20 protein-coding genes and 1 pseudogene are annotated in these 26156 nt (G+C 63.1%); 12 read left to right on the top strand and 9 right to left on the bottom strand.

The window, feature by feature from the left end; genetic code table 11:
- Nucleotides 1-208 precede the first annotated feature (208 nt).
- The 3 genes from nfuA to CAY82_RS10785 all read right to left on the bottom strand — a co-directional run bounded on the left by nfuA (nucleotide 209) and on the right by CAY82_RS10785 (nucleotide 4420).
- Entirely contained in the window at nucleotides 209-793 is a 585-nt protein-coding gene (nfuA, locus tag CAY82_RS10795; RefSeq protein ID WP_087501174.1) for a Fe-S biogenesis protein NfuA, read from the bottom strand.
- A gap of 58 nt (nucleotides 794-851) precedes the next feature.
- The gene (locus CAY82_RS10790) at nucleotides 852-1886 is read right to left on the bottom strand and encodes an acyltransferase (protein WP_087501173.1); all 1035 of its coding nucleotides are present in this window, start codon (nucleotides 1884-1886) and stop codon (nucleotides 852-854) included.
- A 233-nt stretch (nucleotides 1887-2119) separates the two neighbouring features.
- The gene (locus CAY82_RS10785) at nucleotides 2120-4420 is read right to left on the bottom strand and encodes a fatty acid cis/trans isomerase (RefSeq protein ID WP_087501172.1); all 2301 of its coding nucleotides are present in this window, start codon (nucleotides 4418-4420) and stop codon (nucleotides 2120-2122) included.
- Nucleotides 4421-4602: 182 nt separating this feature from the next.
- On the opposite strand from CAY82_RS10785, the gene metH reads away from it, so the two are divergent.
- Both metH and CAY82_RS10775 read left to right on the top strand, forming a co-directional pair.
- The gene (gene metH / locus CAY82_RS10780; protein WP_087501171.1) at nucleotides 4603-8310 is read left to right on the top strand and encodes a methionine synthase; all 3708 of its coding nucleotides are present in this window, start codon (nucleotides 4603-4605) and stop codon (nucleotides 8308-8310) included.
- Between the two features lie 108 nt (nucleotides 8311-8418).
- Nucleotides 8419-8634 (top strand): DUF2970 domain-containing protein, encoded by a 216-nt coding sequence (locus CAY82_RS10775; protein WP_003256398.1) that lies wholly within the window; start codon nucleotides 8419-8421, stop codon nucleotides 8632-8634.
- Nucleotides 8635-8924: 290 nt separating this feature from the next.
- On the opposite strand, the gene CAY82_RS10770 is transcribed toward CAY82_RS10775, so the two are convergent.
- Nucleotides 8925-10001, bottom strand: coding sequence for an ABC transporter substrate-binding protein (locus CAY82_RS10770; RefSeq protein WP_087501170.1), 1077 nt, complete (start codon nucleotides 9999-10001; stop codon nucleotides 8925-8927).
- Between the two features lie 214 nt (nucleotides 10002-10215).
- Between CAY82_RS10770 and CAY82_RS10765 the strand changes: the two genes are divergently transcribed.
- From CAY82_RS10765 to CAY82_RS10735, 7 genes are all read left to right on the top strand, one after another.
- Nucleotides 10216-11868 (top strand): nitrite/sulfite reductase, encoded by a 1653-nt coding sequence (locus tag CAY82_RS10765; RefSeq protein WP_087501169.1) that lies wholly within the window; start codon nucleotides 10216-10218, stop codon nucleotides 11866-11868.
- Nucleotides 11852-12346 (top strand): DUF934 domain-containing protein, encoded by a 495-nt coding sequence (locus CAY82_RS10760; RefSeq protein ID WP_087501168.1) that lies wholly within the window; start codon nucleotides 11852-11854, stop codon nucleotides 12344-12346. The genes CAY82_RS10765 and CAY82_RS10760 overlap by 17 nt, the downstream gene beginning before the upstream one ends.
- 127 nt (nucleotides 12347-12473) lie before the next feature.
- Nucleotides 12474-14045, top strand: a complete 1572-nt coding sequence (locus CAY82_RS10755; protein ID WP_087501167.1) for a hypothetical protein — start codon at nucleotides 12474-12476, stop codon at nucleotides 14043-14045.
- Nucleotides 14046-14283: 238 nt separating this feature from the next.
- Nucleotides 14284-15087 (top strand): 2,5-didehydrogluconate reductase DkgB, encoded by an 804-nt coding sequence (gene dkgB, locus CAY82_RS10750; protein ID WP_087501166.1) that lies wholly within the window; start codon nucleotides 14284-14286, stop codon nucleotides 15085-15087.
- Nucleotides 15088-15091: 4 nt separating this feature from the next.
- A complete protein-coding gene (locus CAY82_RS10745; protein WP_087501165.1) occupies nucleotides 15092-16084 on the top strand; it encodes a TIGR03571 family LLM class oxidoreductase in 993 nt (330 codons plus the stop codon).
- Nucleotides 16081-17253 (top strand): MFS transporter, encoded by a 1173-nt coding sequence (locus tag CAY82_RS10740; protein ID WP_087501164.1) that lies wholly within the window; start codon nucleotides 16081-16083, stop codon nucleotides 17251-17253. The genes CAY82_RS10745 and CAY82_RS10740 overlap by 4 nt, the downstream gene beginning before the upstream one ends.
- Before the next feature lie 147 nt (nucleotides 17254-17400).
- Nucleotides 17401-17865, top strand: a complete 465-nt coding sequence (locus tag CAY82_RS10735) for a nuclear transport factor 2 family protein (RefSeq protein ID WP_087501163.1) — start codon at nucleotides 17401-17403, stop codon at nucleotides 17863-17865.
- Here the strand turns inward: CAY82_RS10735 and CAY82_RS10730 are convergent, their stop codons facing one another.
- Both CAY82_RS10730 and CAY82_RS10725 read right to left on the bottom strand, forming a co-directional pair.
- Entirely contained in the window at nucleotides 17866-19221 is a 1356-nt protein-coding gene (locus CAY82_RS10730; protein WP_087501162.1) for an ATP-binding protein, read from the bottom strand. It lies immediately after the preceding gene.
- Nucleotides 19218-19928, bottom strand: coding sequence for a response regulator (locus CAY82_RS10725; protein WP_087501161.1), 711 nt, complete (start codon nucleotides 19926-19928; stop codon nucleotides 19218-19220). The genes CAY82_RS10730 and CAY82_RS10725 overlap by 4 nt, the downstream gene beginning before the upstream one ends.
- 168 nt (nucleotides 19929-20096) lie before the next feature.
- Here CAY82_RS10725 and CAY82_RS10720 point away from each other — a divergent pair, with 168 nt between their 5' ends.
- Both CAY82_RS10720 and CAY82_RS10715 read left to right on the top strand, forming a co-directional pair.
- Nucleotides 20097-20879 carry a VacJ family lipoprotein gene (locus CAY82_RS10720; RefSeq protein WP_087501160.1) on the top strand — a complete coding sequence of 261 codons (783 nt, stop codon included), beginning with the start codon at nucleotides 20097-20099 and terminating at the stop codon, nucleotides 20877-20879.
- A 13-nt stretch (nucleotides 20880-20892) separates the two neighbouring features.
- Nucleotides 20893-21108, top strand: coding sequence for a hypothetical protein (locus CAY82_RS10715; RefSeq protein ID WP_087501369.1), 216 nt, complete (start codon nucleotides 20893-20895; stop codon nucleotides 21106-21108).
- Between the two features lie 41 nt (nucleotides 21109-21149).
- Here CAY82_RS10715 and CAY82_RS27240 read toward each other — a convergent pair.
- A pseudogene (locus tag CAY82_RS27240) lies at nucleotides 21150-21260 on the bottom strand (DUF3303 family protein); the annotation flags it as partial.
- Between the two features lie 205 nt (nucleotides 21261-21465).
- On the opposite strand from CAY82_RS27240, the gene CAY82_RS10710 reads away from it, so the two are divergent.
- Nucleotides 21466-22614, top strand: a complete 1149-nt coding sequence (locus CAY82_RS10710; RefSeq protein WP_087501159.1) for a M14-type cytosolic carboxypeptidase — start codon at nucleotides 21466-21468, stop codon at nucleotides 22612-22614.
- 193 nt (nucleotides 22615-22807) lie between these two features.
- Here CAY82_RS10710 and CAY82_RS10705 read toward each other — a convergent pair whose 3' ends face one another.
- Nucleotides 22808-23779, bottom strand: coding sequence for a spore coat U domain-containing protein (locus CAY82_RS10705; RefSeq protein ID WP_087501158.1), 972 nt, complete (start codon nucleotides 23777-23779; stop codon nucleotides 22808-22810).
- A complete protein-coding gene (locus CAY82_RS10700; RefSeq protein WP_087501368.1) occupies nucleotides 23776-26073 on the bottom strand; it encodes a fimbria/pilus outer membrane usher protein in 2298 nt (765 codons plus the stop codon). Before CAY82_RS10700 ends, CAY82_RS10705 begins: the two co-directional genes overlap by 4 nt.
- Nucleotides 26074-26156: the final 83 nt, after the last annotated feature.

Genomic DNA, 26156 nt, shown 5'->3' with positions numbered 1-26156 from the left:
GGTGCCGACCCTCGGGACGGGCCGGTCGAAAAACCGGGGCATTCTGGCACGACACCCCGAGGGGTTCTACCCGACGAAGGCGAGGATCGGCTGCAGCCCTTTGAATACGGGCTGCGGCCTGTTGTCGCAGGGGTTGAAACAGTAACACTTTGTTGCTAAGGCCTGACCAAGTTGCACAGTCATTGTAGGAGCGCGGCAGCCTTAGTACTTAGTAGTAGGCGTTCTCTTTCTGGCTGTGGTCAGTCACGTCCCGCACGCCCTTGAGCTCGGGAATACGCTCGAGCAGGGTGCGCTCGATGCCTTCTTTCAGGGTCACGTCGGCCTGGCCACAGCCCTGGCAACCACCACCGAACTGCAGCACGGCAATGCCGTCGTCGACCACATCCACCAGGCTCACCTGGCCGCCGTGGCTGGCCAGGCCAGGGTTGATCTCGGTCTGCAGGTAGTAATTGATACGCTCGTTGATCGGGCTGTCTTCGTTGACCATCGGCACCTTGGCGTTTGGCGCCTTGATGGTCAGCTGGCCACCCATGCGGTCGGTGGCGTAGTCGACCAGTGCGTCTTCCAGGAACGGCACGCTGACCGCGTCCAGGTAGGCGGTGAAGCTCTTCAGGCCCACGGCATTGTCGTCAGGCTTCTCTTCGCCCGGCTTGCAGTAGGCGATGCAGGTTTCGGCGTACTGGGTACCCGGCTGGGTGATGAAAATGCGAATGCCGATGCCAGGCGTATTCTGCTTGGAGAGCAGATCGGCCAGGTAGTCATGGGCGGCGTCGGTAATGGTTATAGCGCTCATGTAGGTTCCTCACAGACTTGCGGCCAAGTGTACGCCAACCCGGCCTTCGAACAAAGTCCTAGTATTTGACTCGGGAAAGCACATATTCAGGGGCCGGCCCCCGTGGCGCCATCAGCCAGGCCTGCATGCGCCGGTAAAGGCCGCGCTCCAGCCACTGGTAGCTGAACCACGACATTAGTCCAATGGACGGCACGCACAGGGCGAACACCAGGTACGGGTTCAACTGCAGGCGCTGGCTGGCGAACCAGCCGGCGTACAGCACCAGCACATGGACCAGGTACACCGAATACGAACAGTCGCCTAGCGCCTTGAGCAGTCGGTTGTCACGGAACAGCGGCTCCAGGGCGAGGAAGGCCAGCACGATCATTGCGCTCGGCAGCCCCCAGTGCAGCAAGCGCCGGGAAGCGTCCAGGTGGTAGATGGCCAGGCAAGCCACCACCAGCAATGCCAACGGCAGCCAGCGGCCCTGGTGGATCAGCCCGCGACGGTGCAGCACGCCCAGGCCGATACCGAGCAGGAACTCGTAGATGATGTCGTTGCTGTAGAAGCGGCTGAGCAGGCCCAGCCGGCCCAGTATCTCGCTGGTCAGCAGCAGCGCGGCGGTGACCAGCAACTGGTGATGACGCTGGCGCACCAGGAAGGCCAGGCCGAACAACAGGTAGAAGAACATCTCGAAGTTCAGCGTCCAGCCCACGTTCAGGGTCGGGTACAAACCGTAGCCACCTGGGTTTTCCGCCGGGATGAACAGCAGCGACAGCAGCAGGTGGTGCCAGGTGAATGCCTGGTGCGGCATCCATTGGCTGAAGGCCAGCAGCAGAGCTGCCATCAACGCCGTGTAGAACCAGTAGGCCGGAACGATCCGCAGCGCCCGGTTGAGCAGGAACTGGCGGGGTTCGATTACTTTGTCGCGGGTCGACAGGTAGATGACCAGCCCGCTGATGACGAAGAAGATGTCGACGCCTACGGCGCCGCGGTCGGTGAGCAGTTGGCCGATGGGGCCGGTGGCATGGAAGTCGAAGAAGATCTGCATGAAATGGTGGCAGACCACCACCCAGGCGGCGAACGCCCGCAGTGCCTGAAGCGAATACAGCATGGAGTACCCTGCGATTGCCGGTGCATTGAGGCCCAGGCTCGAATGCAGGGGCGAGCGCTACGCGCTCGTTCGCGGGTAAACCCGCTCCCACAGGGTTAGCGCTGACCTCGGGAGCGCTGCCATACCTGTGGGAGCGGTTTACCCGCAAAGGGCTGCAAAGCAGCCCCTAGCAATCGATCAGGACCACCCAGCAAGTCCGACCGCAGGGTAATCGGAAAGGTCAGCCCGACCGATCAGAGGTTCTCGTAGCGGTTCATGTCCAGCACACCCGCTTCGACCGGCTCGGTCTCCTTGATGAAGCTGTTCAGGTCATGGAAGTAGCGCCAGAACTCAGGGTGACTGCGGCGCACGCCCCAGCGCATGACGATGCGCTCGAACCTGGCCGGATCATCCTTCGCATACTCCATGTCCTCGACGAACTCCGGCACATCCTTGGTCGGGATGTTGAAGATGAAGTTGGGGTAGCTGCTGAGCACGCCGGGATACAGGGTCAGGGTATCCAGCCCCGGCTGGTAGCGATACGCCTCGCCCAGCAGGAACGCCACGTTGCTGTGCGCACGGTTGCGCAGCAGGCTGTACACCTGGCGTTGGCCACCCTGCCCTTCGATGCGCAGCATGGTCGCCTCGGGCAGTTGGCTGATCACCTTCAACCCGGCAGCCGGGCGCGACACCAGGCGGCTGAGCGACTGCTCGGCATTGCGGAACTCTTCGCTCACCTGCGGCCGTGAACAGAACGCGCCCTGGCAGCGGTTGATCGGGTCAGGCGCGGCATTCAGGCTGCCGGTACGCTGCAGAAGCTTCAAGCCGAAATCGCGCTTGGGGTTGCGCGGGTCGAGCTGGATACCGCTCGGGGTGTCGGTGTCGATGTCCTCATAATCCATCCACATCTTCACCTTGCCGCTGTTCTGGTACCAGTCGCCGAGAATCGCCTTGCGCTGGTCGGCCGGCATCAGGCGCAGGAAGTTGACCTCGGCGCCGTTGCGGATCAGGTCGAAGTACAGGCGCGTCTGCAACTGGTGCGAGACGTTGCCGAACACATCGAAGTTGACCGCCAACTGGTAATAGGTGCGCTCGAACAACGGGTAGTCGAACAGCCACACGGTCAGCGGCACGTCACCGATCAGGCCTTTGGTCACCGAGGCGCTGTCGAAGTGGCGGAAGATGCTCAGCAACGCGTTGTCGTTACCGGCCCACAGCGTCGCCCAGCCCGGTGCAGGCATGTCGGCATAGGCTTCGCGGCGCAGTTTTTCGTACTCGTTGCGCTTGTCGCGGTAGGCGTGCCACAGGCTCAGCACACTGCCCACGTCATCGATCTGCCCAGGCATGGCCAACAGCGGCGTGGCCTCGCCACGGTACTTGGCATCGGTGATGTAGCGGTCGTGGGCCGGCTCCTGGAACAACGCCCAGAAGTTGTCGCGGATCACGTCGGTGGCAATCTGCCCACGGCATACCGGGCCACGGATGAAGGTGCGCACGAAGTACTCGGCGTTATCCAGCATGAACTGGTAGCGCGCCACAGCCGGAATCGCCTCGAAGGTTTCGAACGGGTTGGCCCGGTGACGCGGGCCATAGCCTGGCAGCGCGGCGGCATGCCAGTCGCCGGCGTAGAACAGTTGCTTGACCCGCTTGAGCTTCTGCGGCCCCATCGGGTAGGTGATGTGCGTCTTGTGCACTATCACACCTTGCACCGGAATCAGCCGGTAATAGAAGTCGGTGCCCGGCGGGTCGTTGGGGCGGCGCGTGGCGATCAGATCGACCGGCTGGCCGCTCGGTGTACGCGAACGTACCCACTGAAAGAAGTGGCCCTGCTCGCCACCGACGAAATAGATGTGCGCCAGGAACAGGTGCTCGTACAGCCAGCGGCCGACCAGTGCCTCGGTGGAGCCCGGGCGGTTGAGCAACTCTTCCCAGTCGGCGATCTGTTTGGCCTCGGCCGCGCTTGGCTGGATAGGCTGGTACTCGACCGGCGCACCGGCGGCCAGCCAGCGACGCATGGTGTCGTATTCGTTGTCGGTCAGGCCGGTCACCGCCAGTGGCATGCCTTCCTTGGGGTGGGCGCCGGCATAGGCATCGAACTCATGGGGCAACGGGCACATGTTGTTGCGGTTCAGGCCCAGGACGATTTCCTCGGGCAGCTTGGCGTTGGGCGTGAGCGGGGTCTTGTGCCCCAACTCGAGCATGCGCGCCATCAGCGCAGCCTGACTGCCCTGGTTGTCGAGCACCGAGTAGAAGCCCTTCTTGCGCCATTCGCCCTCGCTGTGGGCGTCATAGAACAGCCGCGTGGTGGGCACTGCCTTGCTGCGCTCGCCCTGGTACACCGGAACCTTGCTGGCCCCGCGCACCGCGCCTTCGGGGCTTTCCAGCTTCAACTGGCAGGCAGCGTCGTTGCAGGCGTGGCAGGCCACGCATTTCTCGGTAAAGATCGGTTGAATATCCCGGGTGTAGGAAATAGCCGGGCGCGATTGGGGGGCTTGCCCGAACGCCACACTACTGATGAGCAGGGCGAAAACGCCGGCAAGAGTACGATGCACCATGTGCGGAAAGTCCTGGGTATTGAAAGCCATCACGATTTGTTGCCTGGTCATCCTGGGGTGCCCTGCTTCGCCGACGCCACCCAACATGAGCCATTTTCATGCAAATGGGCGATACGCCTAAAAACCGCGCAGCTTTGTTATGATTCTGCACCTTCTGAAATTCGCCCGACCAGGTAGTTCCTATGTCCGACCGCAGCGCTCGTCTCCAAGCACTCCAGAACGCACTCAAAGAGCGCATCCTGATCCTCGACGGCGGCATGGGTACTATGATCCAAAGTTACCGGCTCGAGGAACACGACTATCGTGGCACGCGTTTCGCCGATTGGCCAAGCGATGTCAAAGGCAACAACGACCTGTTGCTGCTCAGCCGCCCTGACGTGATCGCCGCCATCGAGAAGGCCTACCTGGATGCCGGCGCGGATATCCTCGAAACCAACACCTTCAACGCCACACAGATTTCCCAGGCCGACTATGGCATGGAGTCGCTGGTCTACGAGTTGAACGTCGAGGGCGCGCGCATCGCTCGCCAGGTGGCCGATGCCAAGACCCTGGAAACCCCGGACAAGCCGCGCTTCGTCGCCGGCGTGCTCGGCCCTACCAGCCGCACCTGCTCGATATCCCCGGACGTCAACGACCCCGGCTACCGCAACGTCACCTTCGACGAACTGGTGACAAACTACATCGAGGCCACCCGTGGCCTGATCGAGGGCGGTGCCGACCTGCTGCTGATCGAGACCATCTTCGATACCCTCAACGCCAAGGCAGCGATCTTCGCCGTACAGCAGGTGTTCGAGGAAGATGGCATCGAACTGCCGATCATGATTTCCGGTACCATCACCGACGCCTCGGGCCGCACACTCTCGGGCCAGACCACCGAAGCATTCTGGAACTCGGTGCGCCACGCCAAGCCGATTTCCGTCGGACTGAACTGCGCCCTTGGCGCCAAGGACTTGCGCCCGTACCTGGAAGAGCTGGCGACCAAAGCCGACACCCATGTCTCGGCCCACCCCAACGCCGGCCTGCCGAACGCCTTCGGTGAATACGACGAAACCCCTGCGGAAATGGCCGTGGTGGTCGAGGAATTCGCCGCCAGCGGCTTCCTCAACATCATCGGCGGCTGCTGCGGTACCACCCCGGGCCACATCCAGGCCATCGCCGAGGCCGTGGCCAAGTACAAGCCGCGCAAGATTCCGGAAATCGCCAAGGCCTGTCGCCTGTCGGGCCTGGAGCCGTTCACCATCGACCGCCAGTCGCTGTTCGTCAACGTCGGCGAGCGCACCAACATCACCGGCTCCGCCAAGTTCGCCAGGCTAATCCGTGAAGAGAACTACACCGAAGCCCTGGAAGTCGCCCTGCAGCAGGTCGAGGCCGGCGCCCAGGTAATCGACATCAACATGGACGAAGGGATGCTCGACTCCCAGGCCGCCATGGTCCGCTTCCTCAACCTGATCGCCGGCGAACCTGACATCTCGCGCGTGCCGATCATGATCGACTCGTCCAAGTGGGAAGTGATCGAAGCCGGCCTGAAGTGCATCCAGGGCAAGGGCATCGTCAACTCCATTTCCATGAAGGAAGGCGTCGAGCAGTTCAAGCACCACGCCCGCCTGTGCAAACGCTATGGCGCTGCCGTGGTGGTGATGGCCTTCGACGAGGTCGGCCAGGCCGACACCGCCGCGCGCAAGAAGGAAATCTGCCAGCGCAGCTATGACATCCTGGTCAACGAAGTGGGCTTCCCGCCGGAAGACATCATCTTCGACCCGAACATCTTCGCCGTCGCCACCGGCATCGAAGAACACAACAACTACGCCGTCGATTTCATCGAGGCCTGTGCCTACATCCGCGAGCATCTGCCATTCGCCCTGTCGAGCGGCGGTGTGTCCAACGTGTCGTTCTCGTTCCGTGGCAACAACCCGGTACGTGAGGCGATCCACTCGGTGTTCCTGTATCACGCGATCCAGAACGGCCTGACCATGGGTATCGTCAACGCCGGCCAGCTGGAGATCTATGACGAGATCCCGGCTGCACTGCGTGAAAAGGTCGAGGACGTAGTGCTCAACCGCACCCCGCATGGCACCGACGCGCTGCTGGCAATCGCCGACGACTACAAGGGAGGCGGTGCAACCAGGGAAGTGGAAAACGAAGAATGGCGCTCGCTACCGGTGGAAAAACGCCTGGAGCACGCGCTGGTCAAAGGCATCACTGCGTTCATCGTCGAAGACACCGAGGAATGCCGCCAGCAGTGTGCACGCCCGATCGAGGTGATCGAAGGCCCGCTGATGAATGGCATGAACGTGGTCGGCGACCTGTTCGGTGCGGGCAAGATGTTCCTGCCCCAGGTGGTCAAGTCGGCCCGCGTGATGAAACAGGCGGTAGCACACCTGATCCCGTTCATCGAAGCCGAAAAAGGCGACAAGCCGGAGGCCAAGGGCAAGATCCTGATGGCCACGGTAAAAGGCGACGTGCACGACATCGGCAAGAACATCGTCGGCGTGGTGCTTGGCTGCAACGGCTACGACATCGTCGACCTCGGCGTGATGGTACCGGCCGAGAAGATCCTGCAAACCGCCCGCGACGAGAAGTGCGACATCATCGGCCTGTCCGGCCTGATCACGCCATCGCTGGACGAGATGGTCCACGTTGCCCGCGAAATGCAGCGCCAGGGCTTCCAGTTGCCGCTGATGATCGGCGGCGCCACCACCTCCAAGGCACATACCGCGGTCAAGATCGAGCCCAAGTACAGCAACGACGCCGTGGTCTACGTCACCGACGCTTCGCGCGCCGTGGGCGTGGCCACCCAGTTGCTGTCCAAAGAGCTGAAAGCCGGCTTCGTCGAAAAGACCCGCCAGGAATACGAGGAAGTACGCGAGCGCACCGCCAACCGCAGTGCCCGCACCGAGCGCCTGAGCTACGCCCAGGCTATTGCCGCAAAACCGCAGTACGATTGGGCCGGCTACCAGCCAGCGGTGCCCTCCTTCACCGGCGTCAAGGTGCTGGAAGACATCGACCTGCGTACCCTGGCCAAGTACATCGACTGGACCCCGTTCTTCATCTCCTGGGACCTGGCCGGCAAGTTCCCGCGCATCCTCACCGACGAAGTGGTCGGCGAGGCTGCCACGGCGCTGTACAAGGATGCCCGCGAAATGCTCGACAAGCTGATCGACGAAAAACTGATCAGCGCCCGCGCAGTGTTCGGCTTCTGGCCGGCCAACCAGGTAGCCGATGATGACATCGAAGTCTATGGCGACAACGGCCAGGCCCTGGCCACTCTGCACCACCTGCGCCAGCAAACCATCAAGCCGGACGGCAAGCCCAACTGGTCGCTGGCCGACTTCGTCGCGCCGAAGGCCAGTGGCGTCACCGATTATGTCGGTGGTTTCATCACTACCGCCGGCATTGGTGCCGAGGAAGTGGCCAAGGCCTATCAGGACAAGGGCGACGACTACAGCTCGATCATGGTCAAGGCCCTGGCCGACCGTCTGGCCGAGGCCTGTGCCGAATGGTTGCATGAGCAGGTGCGTAAAGTGCACTGGGGCTATGCCCGCGACGAACACCTGGACAACGAGGCGCTGATCAAGGAGCAGTACCGCGGCATTCGCCCGGCCCCCGGCTATCCGGCCTGCCCGGACCACACCGAGAAGGAAACCCTGTTCCGCCTGCTTGATGGCACTGCCATTGGCGAGACCGGGCCGAGCGGCGTGTTCCTCACCGATCACTTCGCGATGTTCCCGGCGGCGGCGGTCAGCGGCTGGTACTTTGCCCACCCGCAGGCGCAGTACTTTGCCGTGGGCAAGGTCGACAAGGACCAGATCGAAAGCTACAGCACGCGCAAGGGCCAGGATGTGAGTGTCAGCGAGCGCTGGTTGGCGCCTAACCTGGGTTACGACAGCTAAATCTGCGTTGGCTTCTTCGCGGGCGAGCCCGCGAAGAAGCCGGCAAGCCAACCTCGATCTCATTGCCTACACTGTCCCTGATTGCCTCTGATTTCCTCAGGAGCCACCATGGACGATTCCAGCCAGGGCAAGCCCCCTACCTTCTGGCAGATGCTGCACAGCATCCTTGCTGCCGCCTTCGGCGTGCAAAGCGGCAAGAACCGCGCCCGCGACTTCACCCACGGCAAAGCCAGCCATTTCATTGCGCTGGGGACGCTGTTCACCCTGGTGTTCATTGCCGTATTGATCGGCCTGGTGCAGTTGGCCCTGCACCTAGCTCGCTAGCCCGCGAAAAGGCCGGCACAGGCAAAGCAAAAACGCCCGCGGGACTCCCTCCCGCAGGCGCTCTGGCTGCATCACGGTCTTGAATACAAGTCTACTGGTGGCTGACCCAATACACGGCAGTGACCACCACCAGAACGATCAGGCAGAGGATCGCCCAGGCATCGACGCTGCTGTCAGCTTTGCGGACCTTGGTTGAGTTTCCCATTGCATTGCCTCTTGTAGTGGTTATGGGAATGCACTTCTCCACCAGCAGTTAAGACGAGCAATGCCCTTCCCTCAAGCAGGGGCTTTCAATAATTGATCGGTGACGTCAGAAATGGGTACTGATAGCCGGGCGGCCGCCCTTCGGCGCTGTAATGCTGGAAATCGACGCCGTAGTCGGCCCGTTCAAGCAGTTTCAACCAACGCTCCGCCTTGGCCTGGTCGATCGGTTGCAACACCGGTGTGCGATGCTCGCGCAGTCCGTCGCGGTTCACCGCCAACCCCTGGGCGTCATCGTGCAACATCACCATGGCCCAACCGCCGAGGGTGAAATGCCCACCCATCAGCACGCTCAGGCGCCCGTCGATACGTGCACGCAGGGCCTCGGGCGAACTGTTGATGGCGCTGAACAGCACGTCACGCCCAGGCTTGCGCCCCGCCTCTTCGAACGCTTGCATGGCACCAAAGGCCATCTCGTCATTGGCCGACCACACCAGTCGGGTAGCCGGGTAGCGCTCCAGCAGCTGCTGCGCCTGCTCGTAGGCGCGCTGGCGGCTCCAGCCACCATACACCACCTGGCGCAGGCGTACCTGTGGGAAGTCGGCCAAGGCGCGGCGCATGCCCTCTTCACGTAGCTGAGAGGCTGGGGTGGTCTTTACGCCGACAAAGGCCACCAGGTCCACCGGCCCGCTGTCGCGGGGCAATTGCGCGACCATCTGGTGCAACATCTGGAAGCCCGCCTGCTCGTCGTTGGCTGTCAAGGTGCCCAGCAGCTCGGCATACTTCTCGGGTTGGGCCTCGATGCTACGAGCCTGGCTGGCAGTCAAGCCATTGTTGACCAGGAACAGCTTGACCCCACTGCCACGAGACAGGCGGATGATCTCAGGGGCCACGTACTGCTCATTGACCAGCACCAGGTAATCTGGCCGCTGTGGCCCGCTCAGGACCGCCCTGGCCTGGGTCAGCGCCAGGTCGGCGCGGCGCTCGCTGTATACCACACGCAGGGTCAGCCCCAGCTCGTCCGCGGCGGCCTGCATGAAGCGGGTATAACTGGTCCAGAACGTCTCGGTGGACAGCCCCGGGTTGAGGAAAACCACCGAAGCCGGCTGCGCGCTTGCCGCTAGCGGCAAGGCAAGACACAAGCTTTGGCACAACACCTTGAGCATGGGGCAGACATCCCTGCGAAACAAACAACGGATTATAAACGCCAGGCCACACCCTGCGCACAAATGGCAGTCAATCTCACATAGTTCATTTGGTTCTTTTCATATGCAAAAACATCACTTTAGCGCATAAACGCAACCTGCTATCGTTCCCCGGCTCCGAAGCGGAGTGCGCGGCCGTGCGCGCGAATAGCTGCATGCCTGAGACAGGACTTTTATGTACGTATACGACGAGTACGATCAGCGGATCATCGAGGACCGCGTCAAGCAGTTCCGTGATCAGACCCGCCGCTATCTGGCCGGTGAGCTGAGCGAAGAAGAATTCCGCCCTCTGCGCCTGCAGAACGGCCTTTATATCCAACGTTTCGCACCGATGCTGCGCGTCGCCGTGCCGTACGGCCAGCTGAACGCCACCCAGGTCCGCACCCTGGCCAAGATCGCCCGCGACTACGACAAGGGCTATGCCCACATCTCCACCCGCCAGAACGTGCAGTTCAACTGGCCGGCACTGGAGGACATCCCGGACATCCTCGCCGAGCTGGCCACCGTGCAAATGCACGCGATCCAGACCAGCGGCAACTGCCTGCGCAACACCACCACCGACCAGTTCGCCGGTGTGGCCGCAGACGAAATCATCGACCCGCGCCCGTGGTGCGAAATCGTCCGCCAGTGGACCACCTTCCACCCGGAATTCGCCTACCTGCCGCGCAAGTTCAAGATTGCCATCAACGGCTCGCAGGAAGACCGCGCCGCCATCGAAGTGCACGACATCGGCCTGGAGCCTGTGCGCAACGCCGCTGGCGAGCTGGGCTTCCGTGTGCTGGTCGGTGGCGGCCTGGGCCGTACCCCGGTGGTGGGCTCGTTCATCAACGAGTTCCTGCCGTGGCAAGACCTGATCAGCTACCTCGATGCCATCCTGCGCGTGTACAACCGTTACGGTCGCCGTGACAACAAGTACAAGGCGCGGATCAAGATCCTGGTCAAGGCCCTTACTCCGGAAGTGTTCGCCGAGAAGGTCGAGGCCGAAATGGTCCACCTGCGTGGCGGCAGCACCACCCTGACCGAAGCCGAAGTGCAGCGTGTATCGCGACACTTCGTCGACCCGGCCTACCTGGCCCTGGACAACGTCGACTACGCCGCCCAGGACGCCGAATACCCAGGCTTTGCCCGCTGGCGCTCGCGCAACACCCGCGCCCACAAGCGCCCTGGCTACGTGGCCGTGACCCTGTCGCTGAAGCCCACCGGCGTTGCCCCGGGTGACGTGACCGACAAGCAGCTGGACGCCGTGGCAGACCTGGCCGAGCGCTACAGCTTCGGCTTCCTGCGCACCTCGCACGAGCAGAACATCATCCTCGCCGACGTCGAACAGCGCCAGTTGCACGCCCTGTGGCTGGAATTGCGTGAAAGCGGCTTCGCCACCCCGAACATCGGCCTGCTGACCGACATCATCTGCTGCCCAGGTGGTGACTACTGCTCGCTGGCCAACGCCAAGTCGATCCCGATCGCCGAATCCATCCAGCGCCGCTTCGATGACCTGGACTACCTGTTCGACATCGGCGAAATCGACCTGAACATCTCCGGCTGCATGAACGCCTGCGGCCACCACCACGTGGGCCACATCGGCATCCTCGGCGTGGACAAGAAGGGCGAGGAGTTCTACCAGGTGTCGCTGGGCGGCAATGCCGCGCGTGGCGCGAGCCTGGGCAAGATCCTCGGCCCGTCGTTCGCCCAGGATGACATGGCTGATGTGATCGAAAAGCTGATCGCCGTGTACGTCGAGCAACGTACCGAGGAAGAGCGTTTCATCGACACCTACCAGCGTATCGGCATCGACCCCTTCAAGGAACGCGTCTATGCAGCGAATCATTAAGAACAACCAGATCGTCGACGAAACCTGGCATCTGCTGCCCAAGGAAACGTCCTTTGACGAGCTGACCAACTGCGACGACTACATTGTCCCGCTGCAGATGTGGCGCGACCATGCCCACGTACTCAAGGCCCGCGACGGCGGCCTGGGCGTGTGGCTGGACAGCGACGAGCAAGCGGAAGAAATCGGCGAGGACGTACATCACTTCCAGGTCATCGCGCTGAACTTCCCGGCGTTCACCGACGGGCGCAACTACTCCAATGCGCGTCTGCTGCGTGATCGCTACAAGTTCAAGGGCGAGTTGCGCGCCATTGGCGACGTGCTGCGCGACCAACTGTTCTACATGGCCCGTTGCGGTTTTGACGCGTTCGCCATCCGTGCCGACAAAGACCCGGAAGACGCGCTGCAAAGCCTGAAGGACTTCTCGGTGACCTACCAGGCCGCCGCCGACGAGCCGCTGCCACTGTTCCGCCGCCGCTGATCGTCACCTTGCAATACCAGACGGCCCGCCTATATGGCGGGCCGTTTCGTTTCCTGAGCGAATATTCAAGTTCGTTAATGGCCAGCCGACACCATGTACGAACGTACCAGAAGCGCAGGGAGCGTAGATGAATCCTATTACTCCAATCAATCGCACGTTGCTGACGTACCTTCCCGTTGCCAGGACAACGCCAGGCCACGCCATACAAGCCGCAACATCGACAGCCGCAAGCAGCCGAATCAGCATTGGCCAGTCAACCACCAGTGCAGAAACTGGCACCTACAATGCCAAAGGCACCCTCGACAGTAGGCCTGCTCGCTACGTCTGGGAGCACGACGGCATCGACAAGCTGAGCATGTACATGTACAGCGCGATCCAATCCTCATCCACCGGCTCCCGCTTCCGGGGCTTGGGTGCAGCACTGCTGGAACAGCTGGCAGCCAATGGCGGCCAGCGTATCTCCCAGTCAGGGTTTGCAGTGAACAGCGGCACTGCAACCGAGCCCATGCTGCTTGGCCTGCAACAGTCGAGACTGCGCGAGTTCGCCACAGACAGCGTGACCTTCACACTCAACACGGCCTCCGGCGCGACCGTTTCACTCGGGCTGTTCAACAGCGCCAGTGGCTTGGCCGTTGATGCCGAGGTTCTGGGTGGCAACCTGACCGTCAACGAACTCAAGGGCCTATCGATGTTGGCGGATAGTTTTCAGACCGCCCTCAACGGCCTTACCCAGACGCCACCGAGTTTGAAGCTCGGTACGCTGGTAACGCTCGACCCTACACTCTTCACCGGTCTGAAATTCGAAGCACAGCTGGAGACCGCCGACAGCGGTCGGCAGACGTTCACCTTGCAGATGGACCAGCATACGCGCCGCATGGAACTTCAAGCATCGTCCGGCAACGTGAAAATGAACTTCGATACACAAGGCGGCACCTTGCTGGGCAGCGAGGCGCAACGGCAAGCAGCGGTATCCAACTACCTGGCCCAGTTCGATGCAGCACAGAAACGCGGAAACGGCGATGAACACCTGATGACGCTGTTCAAGGATGGTTTTCGCCAGCTCACCAGTGTGGACGATGCCACGCTACGCCCAAAGAACCATGACACCCTGCTGAACCAAACCAGCCGCCTGCTGCTGAGTGGCATGGCCGATTTCAATGCATCGGTGACCCAGCCCGAGCGGCGAATCAACCCCATGCGCAAGAATGAAGTGGATAGCTTCGAATACAACGTCTCTCAGACGACCACCCTCAGGGGTGGAGCGGCGAACCGGAGCCTGCAACAGGACCAGCAAAGCGATCTGAAAGCCGCCTGGCACGAAAGCCTGAACCCATGGGTAGAGCTACGACTGAGCCTTGACAGCGAATCGCAAGACTACCGGTACCACGAGGTTCATGACCAGGCCAGCAGCTCGACTCGCATGGCATTTGCCAACAATGTGATGATCGAGGCCACAGCTACGCAACAAGCCAGTCAGCAGGAGCGTGTGCGCACTTACCAGCAAGCCGAACTGCAGGCCGATGAAACCACCACCGCCGCAGCCGAACAATCACGCGACCTGCTGGACATGCTCGAGAAACTCCTTGCCCAGGACCAGCAGGCGCGGCGCCTTGGCCTCGCCTCCAGCCTTGAACAACAACTCCAATCGCTGCGAGGTTTGTGGCTGCTGCAGTCCAACCCGTCACTGATCGACAAGTGATAGCTGCCCTTGCCTCTCCCTGGCGCCCTTCAATGAGCGTCAGGGACGACAAGGCTCAATTGCCTGTCCTTCAATCACGACCTGCGGCTGATTCTTGACCTCAAGTCAAATGATCTTGGCCCGGCCCCCACTTAATCAATCCCCCCCGACCCTTCACACTGCTCCCCACACGAAGAGCGATCGAACCCGAGCGACCAGGCTCGGTTCGGCTCCCCTCTCACTCACCAGGAGCAGATCCATGAGCATTCCATCCTTCGGCCTCGGCACCTTCCGCCTCACCGGCCAAGCCGTCATCGATTCTGTCAAGTCGGCCCTGGAGCTGGGCTACCGGGTCATCGACACCGCGCAGATCTACCAGAACGAAGCCGACGTTGGCCAGGCCATCGCCGAAAGTGGCGTCAAGCGCGACGAACTGTTCATCACCACCAAGATCTGGGTCGAAAACTACGCCGCCGACAAGCTGATTCTCAGCCTGCGCGACAGCCTGCAGAAACTGCGTACCGACTACGTCGACCTGCTGCTGATCCACTGGCCAGCCCCAGGCAACGGCGTTGAACTGCCCGAGTACATGGCCGCCCTGGCCGAAGCCAAGAAGCTGGGCCTGACCCGCCAGATCGGTGTGTCCAACTTCAACATCGAACTGACCCGCCAGGCCATCGATGTGGTCGGCAAAGGCGAAATCGCCACCAACCAGATCGAACTCAGTCCGTACCTGCAGAACAGCAAGCTGACCGCGTTCCTCAAGGAACAAGGCATCACCGTCACCTCGTACATGACCCTGGCCTACGGCAAGGTCCTGAAAGACCCGGTACTGGCCGACATCGCCGCCAAGCACAAGGCCACCGTCGCTCAGGTTGCCCTGGCCTGGGCCCTGCAGCTGGGCTACGCGGTGATCCCGTCGTCGACCAAGCGCGAAAACCTGGCCAGTAACCTGCTCGCCCGTGATCTGAAGCTGGACGCCGACGACATGGCACGCATCGCCAAGCTCGAGCGCAATGGCCGCGAAGTCAGCCCTGAAGGCCTGGCGCCAATCTGGGATTGATACCATGACCACGCCCCTCGAACGCCTGACCGCAGGCGGCTTCAGCATCGGCCTGGAAGCGCCGCTGGACCACGACTGGACGCCCGCCGGTGAACAGGCACGGCGCCGCGACGGCCGCCAGTTCGGCGAGCCGGACATGGCCCGCCATGCAGAACTGGCACAAATGGCCGACCGCCTGGGCTACCGCGCCCTGTGGGTCCGCGATGTGCCGCTGTACGACCCGTCGTTCGGCGACGCCGCCCAGGTGTTCGAGGTGTTTGCCTACCTCGGCTATCTGGCCGGGGTGACCCGCGACATCCTGCTCGGCACGGCTGCCGTGGTGCTGCCGATTCGCGAAGCGCTGCTGACTCTGAAGTCGGCCAACAGCGTGCAGCGCCTCAGCGGCAACCGCCTGCTGCTGGGCGTGGCCAGTGGTGACCGGCCGGTGGAGTACCCGCTGTTCGGTCGGGATTTCGAGGGACGTGGCAATACCTTCCGCGAACAGGTCGCGCTGCTGCGTGATGGTGCCAACGGCCACCTGCCCGAAGGGCTGGCCGTGTTACCCGGCACAGTCTCGCCGTTACCGCTGCTGGTAGCCGGCCTGGCCCAGCAGAGCCCGGCATGGATCGGCAGCAACCTGGATGGCTGCCTGGCCTATCCCGGTCCACCGGACGACCATCGCCGACGGGTCGCAGCCTGGCGCGCGGTGGCGGGCGACAAGCCCTATAGCAGCTTCATCCACCTGGATCTGGCGGACAACCCCGACGAACCGCTGCAGCGCTGGCGCTTCGGTTTCCGCGGCGGCCGCAAGTCACTGGCGGCCGAGCTCGGCGCCCTGCGTGCGGCGGGCGTCGACCATGTCGGCCTGCACCTGCGGCGTAACGTGCGGCCGCTGGACGAAACCCTGCACGAAATCGCCGAATACGTACTACCGCAATTCCATGAAACACAAGTCAAACTGACGGAGGCCACCCCATGCCCATTGACCGAGCTGGACGCGCAGGAGCACGCGCAATGAACGCCGGGCGCGTCCTGTTTGCCCTGGCCATCGGTGCCTTCGGCATCGGCACCACCGAGTTCACCCCGATGGGCCTGCTGCCGGTGATCGCTGAAGGTGTCGATGTCAGCATCCCCAGCGCTGGCATGCTGATTACCGCCTATGCCATTGGTGTGATGGTCGGAGCGCCGATCATGACCTTGCTGTTCAGCCGTTTCGGCAAGCGCGCTGCACTGATGGCGCTGATGGCCATCTTCACCCTCGGCAACCTGCTGTCGTCGCTGTCACCGGACTACTACACCCTGCTCGCCTCGCGGCTGGTCACCAGCCTCAACCATGGTGCGTTCTTCGGCCTTGGCGCGGTGGTGGCCGCCAGCGTGGTGCCCAAGGAGAAACAGGCCAGTGCCGTGGCCACCATGTTCATGGGCCTGACCATCGCCAATATCGGCGGCGTGCCGGCCGCCACCTGGATCGGCCAGCAGGTCGGATGGCGCATGGCCTTTGCCGGTACCGCCGTGCTGGGCCTGCTGGCCATGGCCGCGCTATGGTACGCCCTGCCCAAGGGTGAACGCGGTAGCGTGCCGCACGTGCGCAGGGAGCTGGCGGTCATCGCCCGCCCCAGCGTGCTGCTGGCAATGGCAACCACCGTGCTCGGTGCCGGCGCCATGTTCACCTTGTACACCTATGTCGCACCGGTACTGGCCGAACTGACTGGTGCCTCGGACAGCTTCGTCACCCTGGGCCTGGTCCTGATCGGTATTGGCTTCACCCTGGGCAACAGCCTGGGTGGCCGCCTGGCCGACTGGTCGCTGGATGGTGCAGCGCGGATCTTCCTCGCAGCGCTGGCAGTGATCATGTTACTGATGCCACTGGCACTGGGCAGTCACATCGGTGCTGCCATCGCCTTGCTGGTATGGGGCATGTTCACCTTCGCCGTGGTACCGCCGCTGCAGATGCGAGTAATGATCGCCGCCATCGAAGCACCAGGGCTGGCCTCGTCGATCAACGTCGGCGCCTTCAACCTGGGCAACGCCGTGGGCGCGGCGCTGGGGGGGGCGATGATCAGCCTGGAGCTGGGCTATGCGGCAGTGCCGATGGCAGGTGGCGTGCTGGCGGCTGCCGGGCTGCTGCTGGTGTGGCTGGGCGGACGTAGCAAGGCTGCCGGGAAAACTGCAGCCGAGATGGCCTGATCACGCCCGTACAACGGGGACCGCGCCTGGCATGGCACCTCAGCATTGTTCCACACACTGCAATTATGAAGTGCCAGGCACACCCATTCTCTGTTCGGCCATCGGCTACTACTCTCCTACAAGCCAATCGACCCGAGGAGTACCCCGATGTCCCGCCCACCCCTGCCGCCCTTCACCCGCGAAAGCGCCATCGAAAAGGTCCGCCTGGCCGAGGATGGCTGGAACAGCCGCGACCCGGCCAAGGTCGCCCTTGCCTATACCATCGACACCATGTGGCGTAACCGCGCCGAGTTCCCCCGCGGCCGAGCCGAGGTCGAGGCGTTCCTGACGCGTAAGTGGAACCATGAACTGGAGTACCGCCTGATCAAGGAGCTCTGGACTTTCACCGGCAACCGCATTGCCGTGCGCTATGCCTACGAGTACCACGACGACAGCGGCCAGTGGTACCGCGCCTATGGCAACGAGAACTGGGAATTTGCCGACGACGGGTTGATGCAGAACCGTCATTCGAGCATCAACGAACACCCCATCAGCGAAGCCGAGCGCAAGTTCCGCTGGCCGTTGGGCCGGCGCCCGGACAATCACCCCGGGCTCAGCGAGCTGGGGCTCTGATCAGCCCAGCGGCAGCATGATCCTGACTTCCAGCCCGCCACCCGGGCGGTTGCCCAGGGTCACGCTGCCCCCCTGCTCCAGCACGATGGCCCGTGCTGCGGGCAGGCCCAGCCCAACGCCACCAGTATTGCGGTTGCGTGAGCCTTCGATACGGTAGAACGGCGCGAATACCTGCTCATGCAGCTCCGGAGCGATGCCCGGCCCGCGATCCTGCACGGTAATCTCGATCTGCCTTGTGCTTACCGCCAAGACCACCGAGGGCTCACGGCCGTACTTCGCAGCATTGTCGATCAAGTTGACCAGCACACGCTTGATACCGACTGGCCGCCCCGTGTACACACAGCGGCGTGGCCCGCTGAGGCCGACCTCGACTCCCGCATCCTTGAAATCGTCCACCACGGTCAGCAGCAACTCGCCCAGGTCGAATACGGTCGTCTGTTCCAGCCGTGCATCATCACGGAAAAAACCCAGTGCCGCATCGACCATCGCCTGCATCTCATCGACGTCCTTGAACAACCTGGCCTGTAACTGGGCATCGTCAATGAACTCGGCGCGCAAGCGCATGCGCGTCAGCGGTGCACGCAAGTCATGGGAAATGGCCGCAAGCATCTGGGTGCGGTCGTTGAGAAAATGCTTGAGCTGCGCCTGGGTGGCATTGAACGCAAGAATGGCCTGGCGCAAATCGTGCGGGCCGACCACCGGAATGGGCGGAGCGTTGAAGTCCTTGCCAAATCGCCGCGCACCTTCGGCAAAGCGCTCCAGCGGCTTGGCCAGGTAGCGCGTGGCCAGTAGCGCGACGGCAAGGCTGGAAACCAGCATCAGGCCCAGGATGATCAGGTTGCGCGGCAGTTCGTCCAGGCCCCAGCTACGGCTGGTGGCACGGAACAGCACCCAGGACTTGTCGGTCAGCTCGATCATCAGCGCATAACCGCGTTCAGGTGAGTATTCCGGCATGTCGGACGGTGCGAAGGCCTCGACCCTGGCATCCGGGCGCTTGAGCAGTGCACGCAGGATCGGCGTGCCCTGGCTGAACGCGGCATCGACCAGCACTGGCACGCCCGCTTCGTCATGGCGGCGCAACCATCGCACGGAGTATGAGCCGTCGCCCGCCGCACTGGCGATGTTGGCACGCTGCGCCATGGGCGCGGCATCGAGGATGCGGGTGACCGCTGCCACCTTTTCGATCACCCCGCTCTCCAGCAGCGGTGGCTGCGCCCAGACACTCAGCAACAGGCTGAACAGCCCCTTGAGCAGCAGCAGGAACAGCATCGCCGTCAAGGTGGTCAGCGCGATCCAGCGGGCAATGGTGATTTTGGGTCGAGGCAGAGCCTGCCGAACCCTGGCGAGCAGCTTCATCGCTTCGCGACCGTGGGCGTGAAAAGGTAACCCGCGTTGCGCAGGGTACGGATCAAGGGCTCGTGGCCATGGTCGGTTTCAAGCTTGCGGCGTAGCCTGCTCACCTGGACATCAATGCTGCGATCATAGGCGTCGTAGGCATCGCCACGGGCCATGTCCAATAACTGCTGGCGGCTGAGCACCCGCCGCGGGTGTTCGGCGAACACCAGCAACAACTCGAATTCACCGTTGGACAAGGGGATCATGACGTTGTCCGGCGAACGCAGTTCGCGCCGCACCACATCCAGCCGCCAGCCGGCAAACTCCAGGATCGCGCAGGCATGGCCTGCCGCGCCATTGGTCGCTTCGCCGGCACGACGCAGTACGGCCCTCACCCGGGCCAGCAGCTCACGGGCGGCAAACGGTTTGGTCAGGTAGTCGTCCGCCCCCAGCTCCAGGCCAACCACCCGGTCACTCAACTCGCCCATGGCGGTGAGCATGATCACTGCCACCTTGTGCTCGGCCAGCAAGCGCTGGCACAACACCAGGCCACTGTCGCCAGGCAGCATCACATCCAGAATGACCAGGTCTGGCACCCGCCGCTCAAGGGCCTGCCAGAGCGCCTTGCCATCCCTGGCCACGTCAACCTCGTAACCCTGCTGGCAGAGAAACTTCTGCAGCAGGTCGAGTACCTCGACATCATCGTCGACTATCAGCAAATGGCTCACAAAAAAGCACCGCAAAACAAGGTTACCAAGCCGTACTTTAAGGCCATCCCCACGCAGCCGTCATATATTTCAACCCGGAAACAAAGTGTCGATGCCGAGACAATCCGGACATTCCTGCGCAAAAAAAACTACGCAGCATCGCCGCCAGTTCTTGCCAGGAATGTATCTATGTCCCGTTCATCATCCGCCTCCCGTTCAGCGCGCTCTGCCGTACTGGCCTTGTCGCTGCTCGCGGCGGGAGGCTGTAGCCAACGCGCACCGGCAACGGCTGCCTGCGGCAATGTCGCCTACCAGGTCAGTGACCCAGCCGAGCCCGCCAACCGCGCCGTATTCGCCTTCAACCGCACGGTCGATGACTATCTGCTGGCCCCTGTCGCCCGGGGCTACACCGCGCTGCCCGGTTTTGCCCGGCAGGGCATGCACAACTTTGCCAGCAACTTCGGGGAGCCCAAGGTGTTCGTCAACGACCTGCTGCAGGGCAATGGCGAACGGGCGATGACCAGCCTCACTCGCTTCATCTTCAACACCACCCTGGGTGTGGCGGGGCTGGTCGATGTGTCTGGCAAAATGGGGCTGAGCCAGCACCGCTCGGACTTTGGCCAGACCTTCGGGGTGTGGAACATCGCCGCAGGCCCAATCGTCGAGCTACCGCTGTTGGGCACCCACAACCTGCGCGATGCTAGCGGCACGGTACTGGGCTTGGCGCTGGACCCGTTTGGCAGCAACAGCGACACCATCGAAACCTTGGGCAACGTAGCCACGGCTGGAGACATCGTCGACACACGGGCCGAAGCACTGCCACTGACCGACTTGCTACGCACCTGGCCTGATTACTACCTCGCGTTGCGTGACTACACTGCGCAGCGGCGCAGCAACCGGGTGGCAGAAGGCAAGGCCGGCGTGCCGGGAGCATGGCCAGTAGATTGTGCAGGGGGTGCCCGTGAAGAATGATGCCCAAGCCACCATGCTGCTGTTCAGGCGCCTGGAAGGCGCTGCCCGGCAACCGCTGTTGCTGCATGAACTGGAGGCCCGGGTTTCTGCCGATGGCCGGAGCCTGGTGCTGAGCCGCTATCGCGAACGCTTCACCGCCGAAGGCAAGCCCTACCGGCACGAGGCTCACCGCAGTGTACCGATTGCCGCCTTGCTGCGTTGGATGGCGCGGCACGATCAATCATGCTGAAAGGGGCCGGGCATTGTCCGGCCCCTTCGTACCCCTTCGGGTCAGGCGGCATTGTTGTTGAGTGCCGCAAGCAACAGCGGCGCGGCCTGTTCATCGGCCATTGCCGGGTAAACGTGCATGTGCATCAAGTCACTCCACTCCAGGCTCCATCGCAATGTGGCACCTTCCAATTGCGCGCGGCACCTGTTCGGAGCGCCCACCCGCGGGGCGGGGCGGTTGCCATGAAACCAGGCGCTATTATGCAATATCGTGACACATCAGCCGCCTGATCGACCCCGCGTTGCCTGATCTCGCGCAGCAACCCTGCCAAGCCGTGTACAGTACCCTGATAACAATGCCCCAGAAGGAGCCCGGCACATGACCGTGACGCTGCCCCCCCTGCAGATCGACTGCGATTTCGACTCCGGCAACATCCAGGTGCTGGATGCCAGCAACCCGGCCCGGGTGCACCTGGCCATCCGACCGGACACCCACAGCGACCATTACCAGTGGTTTCACTTCAAGGTCAGCGGCCTGACGCCCGGCCATGTCCATCGCTTCAGCCTCGACAACGCCTCCGGCTCCTCCTACAAGAACGCCTGGAGCGGTTACAACGCCGTGGCCTCCTACGACCAGCAAACCTGGTTCCGCGTACCTAGCCAGTTCGACGGCACGGCACTGTCGTTCGAGGTAACAGCCGAACAACAACAAATCTGGTTCGCCTACTTCGAGCCCTACCCCCGCGCGCGCCACAACCAGCTTATCGAACGTGCCCGGCAACTGCCGGGGGTCGAATTGCTCGCCAATGGCCGCAGCGTACAGGGCCGTGACATTCCCCTGCTGCGTGCCGGTGATGGTGCCGCTGGCAAGCGCAAGCTGTGGCTGATTGCCCAACAACACCCTGGCGAACACATGGCCGAATGGTTCATGGAAGGCGTGATCGACCGCCTGCAGGCCAACGACGCGGTGATCCAGCAGTTGCTGGCCAAGGCCGACCTGTACCTGATCCCCAACATGAACCCCGACGGTGCCTTCCTCGGCCACCTGCGTACCAACTTCAAGGGCAAGGACCTCAACCGTGCCTGGCAGGACGCCAGCGTCGAGTTCAGCCCCGAGGTGTTCTTCGCCCAGGCGCAGATGAAGCAATACGGCGTGGATGCGTTCATCGATGTGCATGGTGACGAAGAGATTCCCCACGTGTTCGTCGCGGCCTGCGAGGGCAACCCAGGCTACACGCCGCGGCTGGCCAAGCTGGAAGAGCAGTTCCGCAGCACCCTGTGCAGCCTGACCCGCGACTTCCAGACCGTGCATGGCTACACCCGCGATGAACCGGGGCAAGCCAACACGACGCTGGCCTGCAATGCGGTGGGAATGGCACATGACTGCCTGTCACTGACCCTGGAAATGCCGTTCAAGGACCACGACGACGCGCCAGATGCCGTCACCGGGTGGTCGGGGGCGCGCTCTAAGGCGTTGGCCGGGGCGGTGTTGGAGACATTGGCGAAGATGGTTGGCGATTTGCGTTGACTGAAACGGCCCATCGCCGGCAAGCCGGCTCTCACAGGACTGCACATGACTCATGGCATTAGCAGGGACCCTGTGGGAGCGACTTTAGCCGCGAACACCGGCGTAGCCGGTGCCATGCACCGCGTTGGATTCTTCGCGGCTAAAGCCGCTCCCACAGGTTACGCGGACCGCCGCTCCCACAAGGTCCCTGCACTCAGAACTGCACATCCAGAATCACACTGTCGGTATAGGTCGCCGCCGGCGGTGTAGCCTGGTCGGTGTAGACCTTGGCGTTGTAGTTGAACACCTGGCTACCGGTGCCGGTACCCGTGCCGGGGTTTACATCGGCATCGGCACTGGCCCGTCGCGCAGCCCCTACCGAACCCCAGCGCACCGCGCCGGCGCTCTTGAAAATGTCATAGGCCAGGTAGTTGTTGGCCGCCGACTTCATCCGCCGTCGCCCGTTGGCCACATTCTGCCCGTCATCCAGGCCCACGGTGTAGTTGCTGCCCTTGGTGCACGACACACTCAGGCTCTGGCTCACCGTACCGAACCCCGCCACCACCGGCGCGCTGGCAAAGCTGATGCTGGGTGTGGTGATCTGGCAGTCGTTGGTCACCATCAGGCTCACGTACAAACTTTGGCTACCCGAATTGATGTCACGCCCCGCGCAAAAACCACCGACGCCGATCCCGGCACAGTAGTTCCAGCTCCAGGCCACGGTCAGGGTTTCCTGGTACAGGCCGGCGGCGACGTTGCTGCCGATCTGGGTGCGCATGTAGATCGGCACAGTCTTGGGCGTGGGGCTGCCGAGCAACCCCAGCAGGTCGATGATGCTGTTGCGAGCGAAGTCGTAGGGCTGGCCACGGGTCAGCGGATAGTTGGTACTGTTGTCGGCATACAGCGTGTAGGGGATGACGTCGCCCGTCGGACCGACCAGGCCGCCCGACGCGGGCAGGATGGTGGCGTAGAAGTGATCATCGCTGCTGAGCAGGGTGAGCAGCGAACCGCTGCACTGTAACCCCGAGTTCAGCGTCGAGGTGCTTTGTACCGTGTTGAGTACCTGCCGCGAGCTGAGGCTGCCGAACGCTGCCGGCGACGTCGCGACCGACGAGCACAGCGCCCACGCCGAACCTGCCGGCAGTAACAGTAACCCCGCCCACAACCCGCGCCAGCAGGCCGTCATTTGCACACCAACGGGCCGATCAAGGGGATCGAGCCTTGCGCTTCAGGCAGGTCGAACGCCACCTGGCAATGCCCACCCCCTTCCAGCTCCACCTGCAGGCGGTTATGCGGCGTCAGGTACTCCAGGTACACCAGGCCATCCCAACCGACTACAGCCTGGCCACCACTTTCAGCATGGGTGACACGGCTGCCCAGCTTGAGCGCCTGCCGGTCAGCGTCCACCAGTTCGACACTGGCCGCCAGCACGCGCCTGAGCGGGAACTCCAGCAAGTAGCCGCTGCCCCGGCGCACTGCCACCCGCTGTTCCACTTCCGGCGCGAGGATGTCCGGCGGCAGGTCCATGGGGTCGATCTCGTACTTGCCGCGGTAGTAACCGCTGCCGTACGGCACCAGCAGGTGGCCGTCGGCATCGGTGCGGCCGACCTCCTGGTTTTCATAGCGCACCGGCACATCGGCGTAGCCACCGGTGCTGACCACCACGAAAGCATCGTCGATGCGGTTGGCAGCGAACAGCCCGGCATCCATCCACACCAGTGAGCCACTGGCGTCGGCCCAGCGGGTCATCTCGCCACTGCTGCCATACACACCGGCCTGCAACTGCACCGACTGCAGGCGCCAGGTGACATCGGCCTGGTGGTAAGCATCGCGCTCGCTACCTGCGGCGTAGCCCAGGTTGTAACCGACACCACCACCCACCGGCGTCGCGCGGCTGTAGTTGACCCGCTGCAGGCTCTCGCCTTCCTGGCTGCGCTCCATGCCCAGGGCCAGGGTGCCATGCAGGTCGAACGGGATCACCAGTTGCGCCTGCACCGCCCACCGGCTGTCTCCCACTTCACGGTTGGCCGACAGGTACACGCTGCTGCTGCCCCACAGCGGCCTGCTGTAGCTCAGGTTGATCAGCCGGGTACGCGTGCCATCGCCGGCGCGCACATCGAAGTAGCCGGCGCCGATACTGCCGTATTCGTTCAGGTTCAGGCTCAACGTGACCTGTTCGCTACGCTGGCTCAGCTGTATGTCCTGGCTGTCGACCCGGGTCAGGTCGGCGTAGTCGCCGTAGCGTTGCAGGTGCTGGTAGCTGAAGCCGATGCGCTGGCTGTTGTACTGGTAGCCGAGGGTAACCTGGTGGCCCTTGTCGCCATCGAACCGGCTCTGCGCCAGGGCAGCGTTGAGCACGCCGAAGTTGCCCAGGCGCATGTTGCCGCCCAGGCCGCCCAGCATCAGCGATTCGGCGGTTTCGGCATGGGTCTCCAGGGTGAAGACGTCGCTGACCCCGTAGCGCAGGCTGGCCGAGGCAACCCCAGGGCCATAGGCAAAATCGCGCACCCCGTAGTCACGGCGCAGGCTACCGGCCGCCACCGAATAATCCGCAAGGCCCTGCTGCAGCAGGCTGCTGGTGACGTAGAACGGCAAGGTGGTCGACACCTGCCGGCCAAGGGCATCGGTGGTGACCACCACCGCTTCCCCAGCGCCGTTGATGAACGGAACGTTGGTCAATGTGTAGGGGCCCGGCTGCAACTCGGTGGTGCTGGACTTGTAGCCATTGATGAACAGGTCCAGCGAGGTCGGTACCGCCGCTTCGCCGGCGAACGCCGGTAACGGGTAGGTGACCAGGTCGGGTCGCGCAGCGAAATCGCGCGACAATTGCAGACCGCCGACCCGCACCGAGCTGGTCCATGGCAAGGCGCCGGTCACCAGGTCTCCGGCTTCGTAGGTCAGCAGGCGCTGCTCGTCGGTGAAGCGCCAGGTGGTGTCGTAACGCAAGAAGCCCTGGCGCGTGTCGTCGGCCGGCGCACCATTGAACGACTGGCGCCACTGGCCAGTGCTGGAGAACGTACCCCAGCTGTCGAACAGACGCAGTTCGTTCCAGGCCGCCAGGTAGCTGCCGCCGTCTTCGGTGTCGTTGAGGTACAGGTCGTAGTTGAACAACGCGCCGAAACTGCTGCGCGCATCGCTGGCCGGGTACAGGTTGCGGTCGCCCAGTTGCTGGTCGGGCAGCCAGGCCGGCGGCACTTGCAGCAGCAGGCGCTGGTTCTGGCTGTCGTAGTCGGCGTGCAGCCCCGCGATGGTCTCCAGCACCACCTCGCCCTGGGGATTGCCCGGCAGCGAGACACCGGCCCCGCGCAACACCTCGCTGTCCAGGTACAACCGACCGGCGCGCTGCTGCACCGGCACCAGTTCAGCCTTGGGCATCTGGTTCACCAGCAGCTCGAGGTACAGCGTGGCGTCGGCGATGACGGACAGCTCGGTGGGCGGTGGCGGCAGGTCGTCGGCCAGCACCAGGCCAGAGCCGACCAGGGCCAGCCCCAGGCACCAGCGGTGCGCCGTCGCCGTCAGCCACCCCACACACGGTTTCCAACCATTGCCGGGTCCTCCCAGGC

It is taken from the genome of Pseudomonas sp. SID14000 (assembly GCF_002165135.1).
GTDB lineage: Bacteria > Pseudomonadota > Gammaproteobacteria > Pseudomonadales > Pseudomonadaceae > Aquipseudomonas.
The sequence above is the reverse complement of the archived record's forward strand: the minus strand, read 5'-3'. Positions and strand labels throughout refer to the sequence as shown.